The sequence below is a fragment of the [Pseudomonas] carboxydohydrogena genome (assembly GCF_029030725.1).
Lineage (GTDB): Bacteria > Pseudomonadota > Alphaproteobacteria > Rhizobiales > Xanthobacteraceae > Afipia > Afipia carboxydohydrogena.
This window is the reverse complement of sequence record NZ_CP113162.1, coordinates 2,305,859-2,321,500: the sequence shown is the minus strand read 5'-3', so window position 1 is coordinate 2,321,500 and position 15,642 is coordinate 2,305,859. Positions and strand designations below refer to the sequence as shown.

11 protein-coding genes and 2 riboswitches are annotated in these 15,642 nt (G+C 60.3%); of the genes, 4 read left to right on the top strand and 7 right to left on the bottom strand.

The window, feature by feature from the left end; genetic code table 11:
• Positions 1–25 precede the first annotated feature (25 nt).
• Positions 26–1,138, bottom strand: a complete 1,113-nt coding sequence (locus AFIC_RS11180; protein ID WP_275246313.1) for an ABC transporter substrate-binding protein — start codon at positions 1,136–1,138, stop codon at positions 26–28.
• A 268-nt stretch (positions 1,139–1,406) separates the two neighbouring features.
• On the opposite strand from AFIC_RS11180, the gene AFIC_RS11175 reads away from it, so the two are divergent.
• Entirely contained in the window at positions 1,407–3,773 is a 2,367-nt protein-coding gene (locus AFIC_RS11175; RefSeq protein ID WP_275246312.1) for a TonB-dependent receptor, read from the top strand.
• Positions 3,774–3,822: 49 nt separating this feature from the next.
• Here AFIC_RS11175 and AFIC_RS11170 read toward each other — a convergent pair whose 3' ends face one another.
• The 4 genes from AFIC_RS11170 to AFIC_RS11155 all read right to left on the bottom strand — a co-directional run bounded on the left by AFIC_RS11170 (position 3,823) and on the right by AFIC_RS11155 (position 9,285).
• Positions 3,823–4,905, bottom strand: a complete 1,083-nt coding sequence (locus AFIC_RS11170; RefSeq protein ID WP_275246311.1) for an LLM class flavin-dependent oxidoreductase — start codon at positions 4,903–4,905, stop codon at positions 3,823–3,825.
• A 95-nt stretch (positions 4,906–5,000) separates the two neighbouring features.
• The gene (locus tag AFIC_RS11165; protein WP_275246310.1) at positions 5,001–5,243 is read right to left on the bottom strand and encodes a hypothetical protein; all 243 of its coding nucleotides are present in this window, start codon (positions 5,241–5,243) and stop codon (positions 5,001–5,003) included.
• Positions 5,240–6,364: a ribonucleotide-diphosphate reductase subunit beta gene (locus tag AFIC_RS11160; protein WP_275246309.1), complete on the bottom strand. Its 1,125-nt coding sequence runs from the start codon at positions 6,362–6,364 to the stop codon at positions 5,240–5,242. Before AFIC_RS11160 ends, AFIC_RS11165 begins: the two co-directional genes overlap by 4 nt.
• A gap of 20 nt (positions 6,365–6,384) precedes the next feature.
• Positions 6,385–9,285 (bottom strand): ribonucleoside-diphosphate reductase subunit alpha, encoded by a 2,901-nt coding sequence (locus AFIC_RS11155; RefSeq protein ID WP_275246308.1) that lies wholly within the window; start codon positions 9,283–9,285, stop codon positions 6,385–6,387.
• A gap of 104 nt (positions 9,286–9,389) precedes the next feature.
• Positions 9,390–9,601: riboswitch (cobalamin riboswitch) on the bottom strand.
• 253 nt (positions 9,602–9,854) lie between these two features.
• Between AFIC_RS11155 and AFIC_RS11150 the strand changes: the two genes are divergently transcribed.
• The 3 genes from AFIC_RS11150 to metE all read left to right on the top strand — a co-directional run bounded on the left by AFIC_RS11150 (position 9,855) and on the right by metE (position 14,276).
• Positions 9,855–10,520 carry an epoxyqueuosine reductase QueH gene (locus AFIC_RS11150; protein WP_275246307.1) on the top strand — a complete coding sequence of 222 codons (666 nt, stop codon included), beginning with the start codon at positions 9,855–9,857 and terminating at the stop codon, positions 10,518–10,520.
• 129 nt (positions 10,521–10,649) lie between these two features.
• Entirely contained in the window at positions 10,650–11,381 is a 732-nt protein-coding gene (locus AFIC_RS11145; protein ID WP_275246306.1) for a CBS domain-containing protein, read from the top strand.
• Positions 11,382–11,611: 230 nt separating this feature from the next.
• A riboswitch (cobalamin riboswitch) is annotated at positions 11,612–11,822 on the top strand.
• A gap of 105 nt (positions 11,823–11,927) precedes the next feature.
• Positions 11,928–14,276 (top strand): 5-methyltetrahydropteroyltriglutamate--homocysteine S-methyltransferase, encoded by a 2,349-nt coding sequence (gene metE, locus AFIC_RS11140; RefSeq protein WP_275246305.1) that lies wholly within the window; start codon positions 11,928–11,930, stop codon positions 14,274–14,276.
• A gap of 65 nt (positions 14,277–14,341) precedes the next feature.
• Here the strand turns inward: metE and AFIC_RS11135 are convergent, their stop codons facing one another.
• Both AFIC_RS11135 and AFIC_RS11130 read right to left on the bottom strand, forming a co-directional pair.
• Positions 14,342–14,563 carry a hypothetical protein gene (locus AFIC_RS11135; protein WP_275246304.1) on the bottom strand — a complete coding sequence of 74 codons (222 nt, stop codon included), beginning with the start codon at positions 14,561–14,563 and terminating at the stop codon, positions 14,342–14,344.
• A 173-nt stretch (positions 14,564–14,736) separates the two neighbouring features.
• The gene (locus tag AFIC_RS11130) at positions 14,737–15,588 is read right to left on the bottom strand and encodes an IclR family transcriptional regulator (RefSeq protein WP_275246303.1); all 852 of its coding nucleotides are present in this window, start codon (positions 15,586–15,588) and stop codon (positions 14,737–14,739) included.
• Between the last annotated feature and the right edge of the window lie 54 nt (positions 15,589–15,642).

Sequence of the window (15,642 nt, the reverse complement as noted above, 5' to 3'; positions counted from 1 at the left end):
CCGGAGAGTATGTCCATGTTCTTTTTCAAGGTCGGTTGCCTAACATCTCCTCAATCTGTGGTTTTGTGAGAGAGGTCTTGAAAAAGGTGGTGTAGAACGCGGCGACTTCGTCGCGGATGTCCCAATCCCTGAACAGGTCAGGATGAATAAGCTGTGCCGCCCACAGCACCGTCAGCGGCTGTTCTACCGTGCGGTTGCCCCATAGATGTACGCCGGTGGGTATTGCTGCGACGCGATGGTTGCGGATCGCGGAGACGGTGGCGAGACGTGGATCGGCATAGGCCTCGACGACTTCAGCCGCACTACTCACAATCATCACCTGAGGATCCCAGGCAAGAACTTGCTCGCGGGAAAAAGTCAGCGCTTCGGAAGGGCGTTCGCCCTCGGTTACACTGCGGCCACCCGCCTTGGTGATCCACCATTCGGCGATCAGATGCGGTTGGGTCATGTTCTTGAGGCTGACGTAAAGTACGCGTGGCCTCTGTGCCGGTTGTTGCGCCAGCCGGGTTGCGATTTTATCAAGCGTTGTATCGAAGTAGTTGCAATAGGCCTCGGCGGCGTCAGGCTTTCCATAAATCTGGCCAAGCAGTCGCATTACGGCCTTCACATCCTCCGGCTGTCGCCATGCCAGGAATATCCCCGGCACATGAGCGAGTGCGACGCGCTCTGCGGTCTGACGATCCATGGTGAAAACAACATCGGGCTTTGTCTCGACCAGTTCCTCCAGCAAGGGCGCGCCGCCGCCACCCTGAAGTACGGGGCGTTGCGCCAAATCCGGATCGACAAGATATTGCATGCGCCAGCGTGGACCGGACAGGTTCGGCGGCAGGCCGTTGACCAGCGACTTAGCCTCGCCAAGTGCAAAGACGAAACTGTTGATCACCGGAACAGGACCGATGGTGGCAACGCGCGATACATGATCGGCGATGGTCACATCGCGTCCAGACATATCGGTGATGATGCGTTCAGCGAACGAATATGTCGTCCACATCATGGCTGCCGCGGCACACGTTAAACGTGTAACGGATACGGACAGGCGGAATCGTTTGCGCTGGATCAAATCGGTCCTCTCAATCACGAACGGTGAGCTTTTTTCACGAATTAACGGCGTGATATTGCACGCGATGCTTGACGTCACGAAATCCTTTCTATTATGAGCGTTATGTCATTACGACACATAACGGCTTGCAGTATCCGCGTCACGGGCTCAAGCCGTTCCGCTTTATCGATCGGGGTCATGCGCTGAGGCGCAGGGAATGATCGAAGGCGATCTCTGTGGGATGGGGCCACATGGATCGTACTGGCGGCAGATGACTGTACCGGGGGGTACAGCGATTTTCACAAACATTGCGAACGAGGCGGTGCGCTCACGCGCGTCGTCGCGGGGATAATTGGGGGCTAATATCGTGAAGGGAACTCTGTTCGCGGCTGCCTTGCTTGGCGGCGTGTCATGTTACACGCTGACATTGGCACAGGCGCAGGATGCGCAAAAACTTCCGCAGGTGACCATCACCGCCGAGGGGCAACCGAAAAATGCGCAGCAACGTGCAACGCAAAACGCGCGGCGTACCGCGCGTCGCAAACGTCAGGTTGCGCGGCAAAATCAGCCGCCGGCTCCGCCACAACAGCCGCAGCCCATTGTTGGCGTCTTGGCGCCGCAAAATCAGATTCTCTCTACCTCACCGCAACCCGCCGGTGTCGGCAGCGTAACAGGGCAGGGCATTGCCATCCTCGGCGGCCCGGGACAAACCAGCTTCTATCAGGCTCTAACCATGATGCCTTCGGTGCTGGTCGAAAGCCCAGATCCGTATGGCCTTAGCCCGACGCGCAATATCAGCATTCGCGGCAAGGGCGACTTCCATCTCTCGAAGAACATCGAGGGATTGCCGATCATGGGTATCGTCGGTGGTACTGATCTCTACGATCTGGAAAATATCAGAAGGATTGATGTCTATCGCGGCGCAGTACCATCCGATCAGGGGCTTGGTCTGTCCAACGCATCGGGCGTGGTCAACCAACTGATACTTGGTCCGCAGGACAAGGCCGGCGTGCTAGGGCGCCAAGCATTTGGATCGGATAGCTTCTACAAGACTTTCGTGCGCGTCGATACCGGTCTGTTGCAGGAGACAGGAACGAAAGCGTTCATCTCCGGATCGAACATCGATACCGACAAGTGGAAGGGCGCAGGCGGCATCCAGCGTCAGAATGTCACCCTGGGTGTCAATCAAGCGGTTGGCGAACAGATCACCGTCGATCTCAATGCCGTTTACAACAAGTATGACGGCAACACCTATCGCGCGCTAACCTATGCCCAGGCGCAGGATATCCGCCGCAATTACATGATAGACTATAACACTGCTCTGACCGGCAATGCGGCGACCGACGTAAACTACTATAAATACAACCGCGTCATGGCTGAGGATGTCGCAGTCTTCGGCAAGGTCGATTACAATTTTGCGCCGGGCCAGCATCTGGTGATCAAGCCATATTTCTGGAACAATAATGGCGTCAACTATTCGGCATCTGGTACATCGGTCCAGATATGGCGTCAGCAGAACCAGAACGTCGGCAACGTTGCCGAATATCAGGGTAAGTTCGCGACCGGTACCGATGTGGTCGCCGGTTACTGGTGGCAGGCGATGCAGCCGCCGCCGCCACCCACCGATCAGCGTCTTTTTACCGTCAATAGCAGTGGTGGTCTTACATTCTCGAAATGGTCGAGCCTTGCGCGCATCGACGATTTCATGGTCAACAGCCCGTATGTTCAGATCTCCCAGAAATTCGGCGCGACCTTCCTGACTGCCGGCGTGCGCTATATGAATCTCGGAGCGCCGCGGATGCAATATTACAACACGGCAGGCATTCCCGACGGCACTTATGATCAGGCGCTGGCGACCAATCCGGCACTTAATCCAAACGCAACGGTTCAGGCTCGTGATTATAACGAGTGGCTGCCGAATATCGCAGTCCGACACGACATCAACGCGGCGCTCAGCGCCAACCTGTCTTATGGCCGCCGGTTTGGTCGCCCGGACTGGGGCCCGCAGGCGAACAACTTCATCAACAACCAATCGGCATTTACCAGCAAGGGTTACACGCTACAGATGCTGGTGGACAGGGTGCGGCCTGAAATCGCCGATCAGGTTGACGCTTCGCTACGTTACAACAACAACGGCCTGACCATCGTGCCGACCGTATTTTATGCCAAGCACCAGAACAGACAGGTCAAGATTATCGATCCATCGATCGGGTCCAACATCGCTTACTATCAAGGCACCGGTTCCAGCACCGAATATGGCGCTGAGCTCGAGGTTTCCTACGCCTTGACCGAGCGTCTCGCGGTGTTCGGCACCGGCACCTGGGCCTCCGAGACATTCGATCAGGACACGCCTACCTTGAGTAATGGTGCGATGCTTGCGACCAAGGGAAAACAACTTCCCAACACCCCGCAGGTCATGGTCAAGGGCGGCGCCATGTATCAATGGGCTGGCCTCTCGGTTACGCCTGTTGTCCGCTATATTGGTCCACGCTTTGGCAATGCGGCGGATACCGAGCGAGTGCCGGGATATACGGTGGCGGACTTCACCGCGTCCTACGATATTGGCCGGCACGTCGGCATCGATTCGTTCAAGGCGAGCATCTCGGTGCTCAATGTCTTCAATCGCCGCTATATTTCGCAGATCACGCCGAACGATACGGACCTCAGCGCCGGCGCCAACTATTATGCCGGCGCCCCGCGCACGGTAGTGGGCTCTCTGACGATGAAGTTCTGATTAAAAGAACCGGCGTTCCTTGCGGTGCGCCGGTTCAGCTTCTTCAGATTTAGGCTGTTGCCAGTGCTTTTTCGAGGCGCGGCCGCAGTACATTCCCCATCAGATCGAGCGAGCGCTCGAGCAGGGGCAGTGGAAGAAAGCCGAAGAAGGCCGACAGCGCGTTAAGATAGGTCACGCCAAGTTCGTTGTGCAGCGCCATGAATTTCTCCGCGCAGGTTTCCGGCGAGCCCACGATGACCATGTCGCGGTAGAAATTTTCGGGTTCGAGGCGCGCTTCGTCGATCACGCCTTCGCGCTTGAATAGACCGAAGCCCTTCAGCCGCGTCGTCAGCTTCTCGATAGTCGGCCACAATTCCTTGCGTGCCGAGGCATCGGTTTCACTGACATAGACAAAGCGGCCAAAGGGTACGTGAGCGGGATCGCCACCCGCATCGACGTAAGCCTGCATCAGACGGCGCTGGTTCGGCATGCTGATGATGCCGTGACAGATGATCCTGTGGCCAGCTTGCGTTGACCAGGCAGCGGTCTCGTTGGTGTTGGTGCCGATATAAATCGGCGGGTGCGGTTTCTGGACCGGCTTGGGTTCGATGGAGTAGCTTTCGTTGCCGAATGGAAGATTACCGGCCGCCCAGGCGCGAGGCAGGAATGTCAGCATTTCCTTGAAATAATCGGAAGTGCCTTCGGGACTGACACCGTAGGCGTTGAGATAACGAGGGTTGTTGCCGCGGGAGATGCCAAGATCAACTCGGCCATCCGACAGGACATCGAGTGTAGCGATTTCCTCGGCGAGGCGAACGGGATTATGCAGCGCTGCCAGAAGTACCGAAAAACCGACCCGAAGACGTTTTGTCCGCGCGAGGATAGCTGAGGCCAGAATCAGTGGGGAATGACATCGTCGTCCCTCGACTTCGACGATGCTCCCCTGGAAATGCTCCTCGTTTAGCCATATCCCGGTGAACCCCAGTGCCTCGACCTTCTGGGCAAGGTCGAGAATTTGGGAAGAGGAAATAGATTCCAGCCCACCGCCACAGCCTGACAGGCCGATCTTGAAGCTGCGGGAACTTCGGGGCGTAGCTATCAGCCTCTGAGTGCTGTGGGAGGTTATGGACGGTGCATCCAGGCCATCGGTCATCGGGAACTTCCTAAAGCTTCAGTGTATCTATTCATATACGGTGAAGAGGTACAGATGGAAATTTTGCGGCAAATTTTGCCAGTGACCCCGCGGGATTAGTTTTGGCGGCGGCCCTCTTGGTTGGGGTCATATTTTATCTTCCGGCAGGGACCGGAGATGGCCTGCGCGAATCTGCACGATAATGCCGCAAAGCCATGAGCTTTAAATTTTTCGCAAGCTCTCACACCGGAGAACGGTTCGATCAGTCCTCCCGCCCCAGCCAGCATCATAAAAAAAGCTGCCATGACGGCAGCTTTTTCTTTTCCGGGATCAAAACTCACATCGGCGCGGGACTTCACTCCCAGCTTAGCGCACCGCCGTTCTGATATTCGATCACGCGGGTCTCGAAGAAGTTCTTCTCCTTCTTCAGGTCCATCGCTTCCGACATCCACGGGAACGGGTTCTCCGTTTCCGGGAACACGGGCGTGAGGCCGATCTGCGCGCAACGGCGGTTGGCGATGAAGTGCATGTACTGTTCGCACAGCGCCGCGTTCAGCCCGAGGAAGCCGCGCGGCATCGTATCGCGTCCATAGGCGGCCTCGAGTTCGGCGGCCTCGCGGATCATGCCGCGCACTTCTTCCTGAAACGCCTTGGTCCAGAGGTGCGGGTTTTCCAGCTTGATCTGGTTGATCACGTCGATGCCGAAATTCAGATGAATCGACTCGTCGCGCAGGATGTACTGATACTGCTCGGCGATGCCGACCATCTTGTTGCGGCGGCCGAGCGAGAGGATCTGCGCGAAGCCCGTGTAGAACCACATGCCCTCGAACACGACATAGAAGGCGACGAGATCGCGCAGGAACGATTGATCGGCTTCCACCGTACCCGTTTTGAAATCGGGGTTGTCGAGGTTCTGGGTATGCTTGAGCGCCCACGCCGCCTTGTCGGTGATCGATGGCACCTCGCGGTACATGTTGAACAGCTCACCCTCATCGAGGCCGAGGCTTTCCACGATGTACTGGAAGGTGTGGGTGTGCACGGCTTCCTCGAACGCCTGACGCAACAGATATTGCCGGCATTCGGGATTGGTGAGATGGCGGTAGATCGCCAGCACGATGTTGTTGGCGACAAGGCTCTCGGAGGCCGCGAAGAATCCGAGATTGCGCTTGATGGCGCGGCGCTCGTCGTCGGTCAGTCCGTCACGCGACTTCCACAACGCGATGTCCGCCTGCATCGAGACTTCGGTCGGCATCCAGTGATTGTTGCAGCCTGAGAGATACTTCTCCCAAGCCCACTTGTATTTGAGCGGCAGCAATTGATTGACGTCGGCGCGGCAATTGATCATCCGCTTCTCGTCAACCGAGACGCGGCCGCCGGCGCGGTCGATCTCGCCGAGGCCGGTCTGCTCCGTTGGTTGTTCGGTGTTGAACACGACGGCGGGTGATGGCTTGGATGTGTTTGAATCGGACCAGTCGAGCATGGTGGTTTCCTTTCTTGTTCTTATTGGCAGGCTTCGCAGTCGGGATTGTCGATCGAGCAGGCCTTGACGCCATCGAGATCGGGCGCGGTGCCGTTCGGAACGACAATGGGCGCATGGGCCAGCATTCCCGATGCGGAGACTGCGTTGAGCTTGCCGTCTGTGCCCTTCAGCGTCGATTTCTCGACATGCGTGGCGCTACGCGAACGCAGGTAGTAGGTGGTCTTGAGACCAAGCTGCCACGCAAGGCGATAGAGTTGATCGAGCTTCTTGCCCGACGGATTGGCAATGTAGAGGTTGAGCGACTGCGCCTGGTCGATCCATTTTTGCCGCCGCGCGGCGGCCTGGACGAGCCAGGTGGTGTCGATCTCGAACACGGTCGCGTAAAGTGCCTTGAGATCGTCCGGCACGCGATCGATCTGGCCGACGCTGCCATCGAAATATTTCAGGTCGGACACCATCACCTCATCCCACAGTCCGCGCGACTTCAGGTCGCGGACCAGGAATTCGTTCACGACGGTGAAGTCGCCAGACATATTCGATTTGACGTAAAGGTTCTGGTAGGCGGGCTCGATCGACTGTGTGACGCCGCAGATGTTGGAGATCGTGGCGGTCGGCGCGATCGCCATTACATTGGAGTTGCGCATGCCGTCCTTGCGGACACGCTCGCGCAGACTTCCCCAGTCCAGCGTCGTGGAGTCGTTGAGCGGTGCGCCGTCGCGCGCCTTTGAGAGAATGGCGATGGAGTCGATCGGCAGAATGCCTTGCGACCACAGCGAGCCGTCGAAAGAGGGATAGCGGCCACGCTCGCAGGCGAGATCGACCGAAGCCGAGATCGCATGATAGCTGATGATCTCCATGCTCTCGTCGGCAAAGGCGACGGCGGCTTCCGAGACAATCGGAATTCGTTGCACATGCAGCGCATCCTGAAAGCCCATCAGGCCGAGACCGACCGGGCGGTGCTTCAGATTGGAACGCCGCGCCTCCGGAATGGTGTAGAAATTGATGTCGATGACGTTATCGAGCATCCGCACAGCGGTCGTGATCGTGCGCTTCAACTTGTCCTGATCGAGCCCCTTGGGCGTTGCGTGGTTCAGCAGGTTGATCGAGCCGAGATTGCACACCGCGACTTCGTCCGCCGAGGTATTGAGCGTGATCTCGGTGCACAGGTTCGAGGAATGCACCACGCCGGCATGCTGCTGCGGCGAGCGCAGGTTGCAGGGGTCCTTGAACGTGATCCACGGATGTCCGGTCTCGAACAGCATGGTCAGCATCCGCCGCCACAGATCGGTGGCGCGCACCTGCTTAAACACGCGCATCTCGCCGCGCGCGGCTTTCGCTTCATAGGCTTCATAGGCGGCTTTAAAGGCCGGGCCGTAGAGATCGTGCAGGTCCGGCGTTTCGTCGGGCGAGAACAGCGTCCATTCGCCGTCGGCCTCGACGCGCTGCATGAACAGGTCGGGCACCCAGTTGGCGGTGTTCATGTCGTGGGTGCGGCGGCGGTCGTCGCCGGTGTTCTTGCGCAGGTCGAGGAATTCCTCGATGTCGATGTGCCAGGTCTCGAGATAGGCGCACACCGCGCCCTTGCGCTTGCCGCCCTGATTGACGGCGATGGCGGTATCGTTGGCGACTTTCAGGAACGGTACCACGCCCTGGCTTTCGCCGTTGGTGCCCTTGATGTGTGCCCCCAAGCCGCGCACCGGGGTCCAGTCGTTGCCGAGCCCGCCGGAATATTTCGCCAAGAGCGCGTTGTCCTTCACCGCCTTGAAGATGCCATCGAGGTCGTCGGCGACGGTGGTGAGGAAGCACGAGGAGAGCTGCGGGCGCAGCGTGCCGGAATTGAACAGTGTCGGCGTCGAGGCCATGAAGTCGAATGACGACAGCAGATTGTAGAATTCGATCGCGCGCGCCTCGCGGTCGATCTCGCGCACGGCGAGGCCCATCGCCACGCGCATGAAGAACGCTTGCGGCAGTTCGATGCGCGCGCCGTGAACATGCAGGAAATAGCGGTCATAGAGCGTCTGCAAGCCGAGGAACTGGAACAGCATGTCGCGTTCCGGCTTCAGCGCGCGAGCAAGCCGGGTGAGATCGAAGCGGCCCAATTCAGGATCGAGCAGTTCGGATTCGATGCCGGTCTTGACGTAGGCCGGGAAATATTCGGCATAGCGCGTCGCCATGTCGGATTGCGCGGCGCTGGTGGGCGTGCCGTGCACGAAGCTCAGAACCTCGCTGCGCAGCTTGTCGAGCAGCAGCCGCGCGCTGACATAGGCGTAGTTCGGCTCCTGTTCGACCAGCGTGCGCGCGGCCATGATCGAGGCGAGCGCGAGTTCGTCCTGGCTGATGCCGTCATAAAGGTTGCGGCGGGCTTCCGTCAGCACCGGCGCGGGATCGACGGCGTCCAGACCTTCGCAGGCTTCGCGGATGATGAGTTCGAACCGCTTGAGGTCGAGTGGCACGCGGGTGCCGTTCGCCAGCGTCATATGCAGAGCAGGTTCGCTCGAAGCGGGCGCGGCGGTCTTCTCGGCCGCGCGTTCGCGGGCGCGTTCCTCGCGGTAGAGCACGTAGGCGCGCGCCACCTTGTGGTGCTCGCTGCGCATCAATGCGAGTTCGACCTGATCCTGCACATCCTCGATGTGGAAGGTGCGGCCTTCGCCGAGACGGCGGGTGAGAGTGGCGACGACCTCGCGGGTGAGTTGCTCGACCGCCTCATGCACGCGTCGCGATGCGGCCGCCGTGTGCCCCTCGACCGCGAGGAACGCCTTGGTCATCGCGATGGAAATCTTCGACGGGTCGAAGCGCGAGACGGTGCCGTTGCGCCGGATGATCTGCATCGCCGGTTCGCTCGGCGAGGGCGCCAGTGAATCGAGACTCAGCTGGATGAGCGGTGCTTTTTCAGTTTTGGCGGTTTGCAGGTTCAGCGACATCGACAGGCCCCGTGATGCGGATTTCAGAAGGCGGGGAGTCGAGGCGCTTGAGCGCTCGGCGAGATGCCGATTGCTGGCGGCCTTCGGACACCCCGTCCGTGGACGTTTGTTTCGGTGTCGCGGCAGGTCTCCTGGCTTGCAGGTCGGTGCGGCTTCTTTGTCTTCCCGGCCAAGGCCAGTGACGTAATGGCGAAGCAGCTCGCTGCTGACAGTTGCGGGGGCAGCGCCGGATTTCCGCATCGGAACGCGGTTCACCGGCTTCCCTCTTAGCCACTAGATTTTGAGACCTAGTGGAACCGTGACACCTATATGTGGTGATCTTTAGCTGAAAGAGTCAAGAAAGGATTAAAATGGTCCCCGCTATCCCCGGAGCCAGACTGCGGCCGGGTGAAAACCTCAAGCCTTTCAGCGCCGATGAGAGTGCTGCGATTCTGGGGCTGTGGCCAAGGACATTCGGTGAGGGTGCCTGGTTCCATCCGGATCGTCCGAATCGGGCGCGCTTTACGGATACGGAGGCTCTCATTAGATAGAGGCTTCACAGACAGAGCCTTCGACAGGCGAGCCACGCAATGACCGATTTCGTTCGACCGATTCTCAATCCGCCGGGTGGGCAGAAGAAGGTTCTCCTGCATTCGTGCTGCGCGCCGTGCTCGGGCGAGATCATGGAGGCGATGCTCGCCTCCGGCGTCGATTACACGATCTTTTTCTACAACCCGAACATTCATCCCGAGCGTGAATATCTGTTGCGCAAGGATGAGAACGTACGCTTCGCCGAGAAGCATGGCGTCGGTTTCATCGATGCCGATTATGACAAGGATAACTGGTTTGCGCGCGCCAAGGGTATGGAGTGGGAGCCGGAGCGTGGTGCGCGTTGCACCATGTGCTTCGACATGCGGTTCGAGCGCACCGCGCTGTATGCCCACGAACACGGTTTTCCGGTCATCACCAGTTCGCTCGGCATCTCGCGCTGGAAGAACATGGCGCAGATCAACGATTGCGGAAAGCGCGCGGCCGCCAAGTACGACGGCATCGAGTATTGGGATTACAACTGGCGCAAGGGCGGCGGCTCGGCGCGCATGATCGAGATCAGCAAGCGCGAGGAATTCTACCAGCAGGAATATTGCGGCTGCGTCTATTCGCTGCGCGATACCAATGCCCACCGCCGGGCCTGCGGGCGGGAACCGATCGAGCTGGGCGTGCAGTATTACGGACGTGCGCCGGCGGAGAAGGATTAGGTTATTGTTTTAATACGATATATTTTCTTGAAGCGCTCCGGGTGCGACACAAGGCGCACATTTGAGGCGGCTCAAAGAGCGGCGCGCAGTGTCTGGTAGGCATACGGGATCGACCATAAGGAGCATCCCATGCTGACTGGCCAGATCATGACACAGAACGTCATCACCGTTTCGCCTGAAACGACAGTGGCTGCCGCCGCCGAGACCATGCTTGATCATCACATCAGCGGCCTGCCTGTCATTGAAAATGGCAAGCTGATAGGCATCGTCACCGAAGGCGATTTCCTGCGCCGCGCCGAGATTGGCACCGGGCATGGCAAGCGTCCGAGCTGGCTGCAATTCCTTCTCGGCAGCGGCCGCGCAGCGGCGGATTACGTTCAGGCGCATGGGCGCAAGGTGAGGGACGTGATGACGCGCGATCCCTGGACGGTGAGCGAAAGCACTCCGTTACAGGACCTCGTGACGACAATGGAAGCCCACCGCGTCAAACGTCTTCCGGTGATGCGGGACGGGAAGCTGGTCGGCATCGTCGCGCGAGCCAACCTGCTGCGGGCCATCTCGACGGTGGCGCGTGATGTCACCGGCCCTGCGGCGAGCGACGAAGACGTCCGGGCACGGCTGATTGTCAAGTTGATGGAAGCGGATTGGCGGCCGGATGGTTTGCAGGTCGCGGTGCGCGACGGTGTCGCACATCTGCATGGCATCATCACCGACGATCGGGCACGTCAGGCGGTCATTGTCGCCGCCGAAACCACGCCCGGCGTCACGGCGGTGCGCGATCATCTGATTCTTCTTCGCAGTTGGGCCGGCGTCTACGCATTGTCACCGGAAGATCAGGCCGCGCGAGACCGCGCTGGATAATGAACGTGGCGCGTGACCGGCGTTCGCGCTGCCGGTAGAGCCAATGTAACGGCCGTTGTGACCGCCGGCCGGCGTGTCGCGGCGGGCCGCTGGCTGCGCGGTATCAATGCCCACCGCCAGGCCTGCGGGCGAGAGCCGATCGAGCTTGGGGTCATGTTCTATGGGCAGGATTCCACCGGGGGCGGGTGACAATCCCACCCTCCGCGCGTTGACTGATTTTTGCGTTGCGCCATATTCCCGACCGTCGTGGTCTTCGCCTTCTCCGTGAGGCGAAGCTAAGAGGGAAGCCGGTGCGGCGTTGCAACGCCTAGTCCGGCGCTGCCCCCGCAACTGTCAGCGGCGAGCCTGCATCCATTCGTGTCACTGAAGCATTCGCTTTGGGAAGACGGGTGTGGGCCGCGACCCGCAAGCCAGGAGACCTGCCGCGACGAGATGTTTCCACGGGCGGGGTGTCCGGTGGGCGCAGTCCTTGGGGTGCCTTGTGCGCCTTGGCTGGTGTGCGCGCATTTCATCCCCGCTGTTTCTCGCACCTACGGGGTCGAAGCCATGTCGAATTCGTCAACCTCTGCCACTCTTGCCGTCGCCACGCTCGGTACGCCGCGCATCGGTCCGCGCCGCGAACTGAAAACCGCACTGGAAAATTTCTGGGCGGGCAAGATCGATGAGAAAAGCCTGCTCGCAACCGCCGCCGAACTGCGTGCCGCGAACTGGGCACGCCAGAAGGCGCGCGGCGTCACCGTGATTCCGTCGAACGACTTCTCGTTCTACGATCAGGTGCTCGACACCAGCGTGATGGTCGGCGCCATTCCCGCGATCTACGGCTGGAAGGGCGGCAACGTGCCGCTTGCAACCTACTTTGCGATGGCGCGCGGCGCGGAAGGCGGCTCCGAAACCTGTGCGCACGGCCATGCCCACCATACCGGCCACGGCGTTCCCGCGCAGGAGATGACCAAGTGGTTCGATACCAACTACCACTACATGGTGCCGGAATTCGAAAAGGGACAGACATTCTCACTGTCCTTGACCAAGCCGGTCGATGAATACAAGGAGGCGAAGGCGCTCGGTTATCAGACGCGCCCGGTGCTGGTCGGTCCCGTCACTTTCCTCAAGCTCGGCAAGAGCAAGGATGCATCCCTCAATCCGCTGTCGCTGATCGATGCCCTGCTGCCGGTGTATGTCGATGTGCTGAAGAAGCTCGCGGCCGAAGGCGCGACATGGGTGCAGCTCGACGAGCCGTGCCTCGTGCTCGATCTCGACAAGACGGCGCGCGACGCGCTGGCGAAAGCCTATGCGACGATCGCCCGCGAGGTGCCCGGCATCAAGGTGATGCTCAACACTTATTTCGGCGCGCTCGGCGACAATTTCGATGCCGCGCTGGCGCTGCCGGTGGCGGGCCTTCATCTCGACCTGATCCGCGCGCCGGAACAGCTTGAGGCAGTGCTCGCGAAAGCGAAGCCGGATCTCGTGCTTTCGCTCGGCGTGATCGATGGCCGCAACGTCTGGCGCGCCAATCTGCCGGCCATTCTCGACCGGATCGAACCGGTCGTTGCCAAACGAGTCAGCGACAAGATCGAGATTTCGCCGTCGTGCTCGCTGTTGCATGTGCCGATCGATCTCGATGCCGAGACCGCGCTCGATGCCGACGTGCGGAGCTGGCTTGCGTTCTCGCTGCAAAAGATGAGCGAGCTGTCCGAGTTGGGCAGGGCGCTGGCCTCCGGCCGCGCCAGCGTCGCCGCCGAACTCGATGCATCCGCCGCCGCGGCCGCCGCGCGCAAGACCTCGCCGAAGGTCAACAACAAGGCTGTCGCCGAACGCCTCAAGGCGGTGACGCCGGAGATGGCAAAGCGCAAGAGCGCGTTCGCGGCGCGCGCGAAAGCACAGCGTGCGAAATTCGGCCTGCCGGCTTTCCCGACCACGACGATCGGCTCGTTCCCGCAAACCAGCGAAGTGCGCAAGGCGCGCGCGGCCCACGCCAAGGGCGCGCTGTCGGATGCCGACTACAACAAGTTCCTGCGCGAGGAGACGGAGCGCACCGTCCGCTGGCAGGAAGAAGTCGGCCTCGACGTGCTGGTGCACGGCGAGTTCGAGCGCAACGACATGGTGCAGTATTTCGGCGAGCAGCTTTCGGGCTTCGTGTTTACGAAGAACGGCTGGGTGCAGAGCTACGGTTCGCGCTGCGTGCGCCCGCCGATCCTGTTCGGCGATGTTTCGCGCCCCAGGCCGATGACGGTGGAGTGGTGGTCCTACGCGCAGTCGCTGACCAAACGGCCGATGAAGGGCATGCTGACCGGGCCGGTCACCATCCTGAACTGGTCGTTCGTGCGTGACGACATTCCGCGCAGCGAATCCTGCCGCCAGATCGCGCTGGCGATCCGCGACGAGGTGGTGGACCTTGAGAAGGCCGGCGCGAAGATGATCCAGATCGATGAGGCCGCGCTGCGCGAGGGTCTGCCATTGCGCCGTTCGGAGTGGAAAACCTATCTCGACTGGGCGGTGGGCAGCTTCCGCCTCTGCGCCTCGGGCGTGGCCGACGAGACGCAGATCCACACCCACATGTGCTACTCGGAGTTCAACGACATCATCGATGCCATCGGCGCGATGGACGCCGATGTGATTTCGATCGAGACGTCGCGCTCGAAGATGGAACTGCTCGACGCCTTCAAGAGCTACAAATATCCCAACGAGATCGGGCCGGGGGTCTACGATATCCACTCACCGCGCGTGCCCGAGATCAACGAGATGACCGAGCTTCTCAAGCTCGCGCGCAATCGTCTTGCGGATGAGCAGCTCTGGATCAATCCGGACTGCGGCCTGAAGACCCGCAAGTGGGATGAAGTGAAACCCGCGCTGGTGAATATGGTTGCAGCCGCGCGGGAGCTGCGCGCGCACGCTTGATGTGAAACAGAGAGTAACAACAAGACCGGCGTCATCATCGATGGCGCCGGTTTTCGTTTTTAATGTCAGTGCAGCGAAGCGGAGGTCCGGGCCTGCGGCGCGGAATCGGCTGCTTCGGATTTGTTGGGATCGGGAATGAGAAGCCGCGCCACCAGCAATCCGGCAATCAGCGTCCAGAAGGCGAGGGTGCCAAGGCGCACCACCGGCGAATAGCGGCGAGTCGCGACCGCGCCATGGTCGCCCCACGCATATTGTTTGGCTGGATCGGCAGACGGATGATGCGCCATTGAGAAGGCCCCTGTGCAGGGGCGATCTTCTCTCGCGACGTTGCTGCTTTCAAGAAAACAAAACCGGCATTTTTCAATGGCGCAAAGGAACAAACCTACTTCTTCGGCGGTGCGAAAAGCATAGTCTTTCGCAACCGCGAATTTCGCCGGTGCAATCCCGATTCGACGTGCCGTTATTCCGCCGGGCGCATGGGATTGAGCGCGGCAGCAGGCATGGTCTCTGCACTTCCGCCGACGGCAACGGCCGAAGCAGGAGAGGACGTGTCGAACAGGAGCGTCTGTTCGAGCGCCTTGGCGGCTCTCTTCAAGGCGGGCACCAATGCGAGCGCCCGCGCGAGCGGCAGTCGCGTAACGGGCCCATGCACCGCGACGGTCGCGCAAATCCGCCCGCGTGAATCGCGGATCGGAACGGCGGTCGCGGCCATGCCTTCCATGAATTCCTCATTGTCGGTGCCGACGCCGGTCTGGCGGATGCGCGTCAGCTCCGCCTCTAGCTGCTCCGTGCTGGTCAGGGTGCGCGCGGTGTAGCGCTGGAAAGGCTGCGTGCGGAACAGCGCCTTGCGCAAGGGGGGCGGAGAAAGGCTGAGGAACAGCTTGCCGCTGGCGGTGCAATGCAAGGGCACATGCGAGCCAACGCTGAGGCGGAATTGAAGCGGCCAATCGGATTCGACGCGGTCGAGATAAACCAGCCGCTCACCATCGAGCATGGTGATGTTGCAGGTCTCGCCGATCTCCTTCACGAGCGCGGCCAGGATCACGCGGCGGGGCGCGAGATCGAACGAGCGCCGCATGCCTTCGAGCGACAGGGCAAGAAGGCGCTGGCCGATTTCATAGTGGCGTCCGTCTGCGGCGCGCTGAACGAATCCCAATCGCTCGAGCAAAGCCACGAAGCGATGCGTCGTCGCTTTCGGCAATCCGATCGAAGCCATCAGTTCGTTGAGCGTCGGCGGCTCTTCCGCTTTGGCGATGGTTTCGAGAAGGAGCAGCGCGCGTTCTGAAACCGAGGTCGTCGTCTGTGTGGACATTTTTCAACCTCATTCCATTCAGTGAGCCACAAAGCACTCAACTACGTTGACAAC

What these genes read in the sequence shown, in the direction of transcription:
- AFIC_RS11170 (WP_275246311.1), bottom strand. Translation starts at nt 4,905, where the DNA reads ATGACCGATGGCCTGGATGCACCGTCCATAACCTCCCACAGCACTCAG.
- AFIC_RS11160 (WP_275246309.1), bottom strand. Translation starts at nt 6,364, where the DNA reads ATGCTCGACTGGTCCGATTCAAACACATCCAAGCCATCACCCGCCGTC.
- AFIC_RS11155 (WP_275246308.1), bottom strand. Translation starts at nt 9,285, where the DNA reads ATGTCGCTGAACCTGCAAACCGCCAAAACTGAAAAAGCACCGCTCATC.
- AFIC_RS11150 (WP_275246307.1), top strand. Translation starts at nt 9,855, where the DNA reads ATGACCGATTTCGTTCGACCGATTCTCAATCCGCCGGGTGGGCAGAAG.
- AFIC_RS11145 (WP_275246306.1), top strand. Translation starts at nt 10,650, where the DNA reads ATGCTGACTGGCCAGATCATGACACAGAACGTCATCACCGTTTCGCCT.
- metE (WP_275246305.1), top strand. Translation starts at nt 11,928, where the DNA reads ATGTCGAATTCGTCAACCTCTGCCACTCTTGCCGTCGCCACGCTCGGT.
- AFIC_RS11135 (WP_275246304.1), bottom strand. Translation starts at nt 14,563, where the DNA reads ATGGCGCATCATCCGTCTGCCGATCCAGCCAAACAATATGCGTGGGGC.
- AFIC_RS11130 (WP_275246303.1), bottom strand. Translation starts at nt 15,588, where the DNA reads ATGTCCACACAGACGACGACCTCGGTTTCAGAACGCGCGCTGCTCCTT.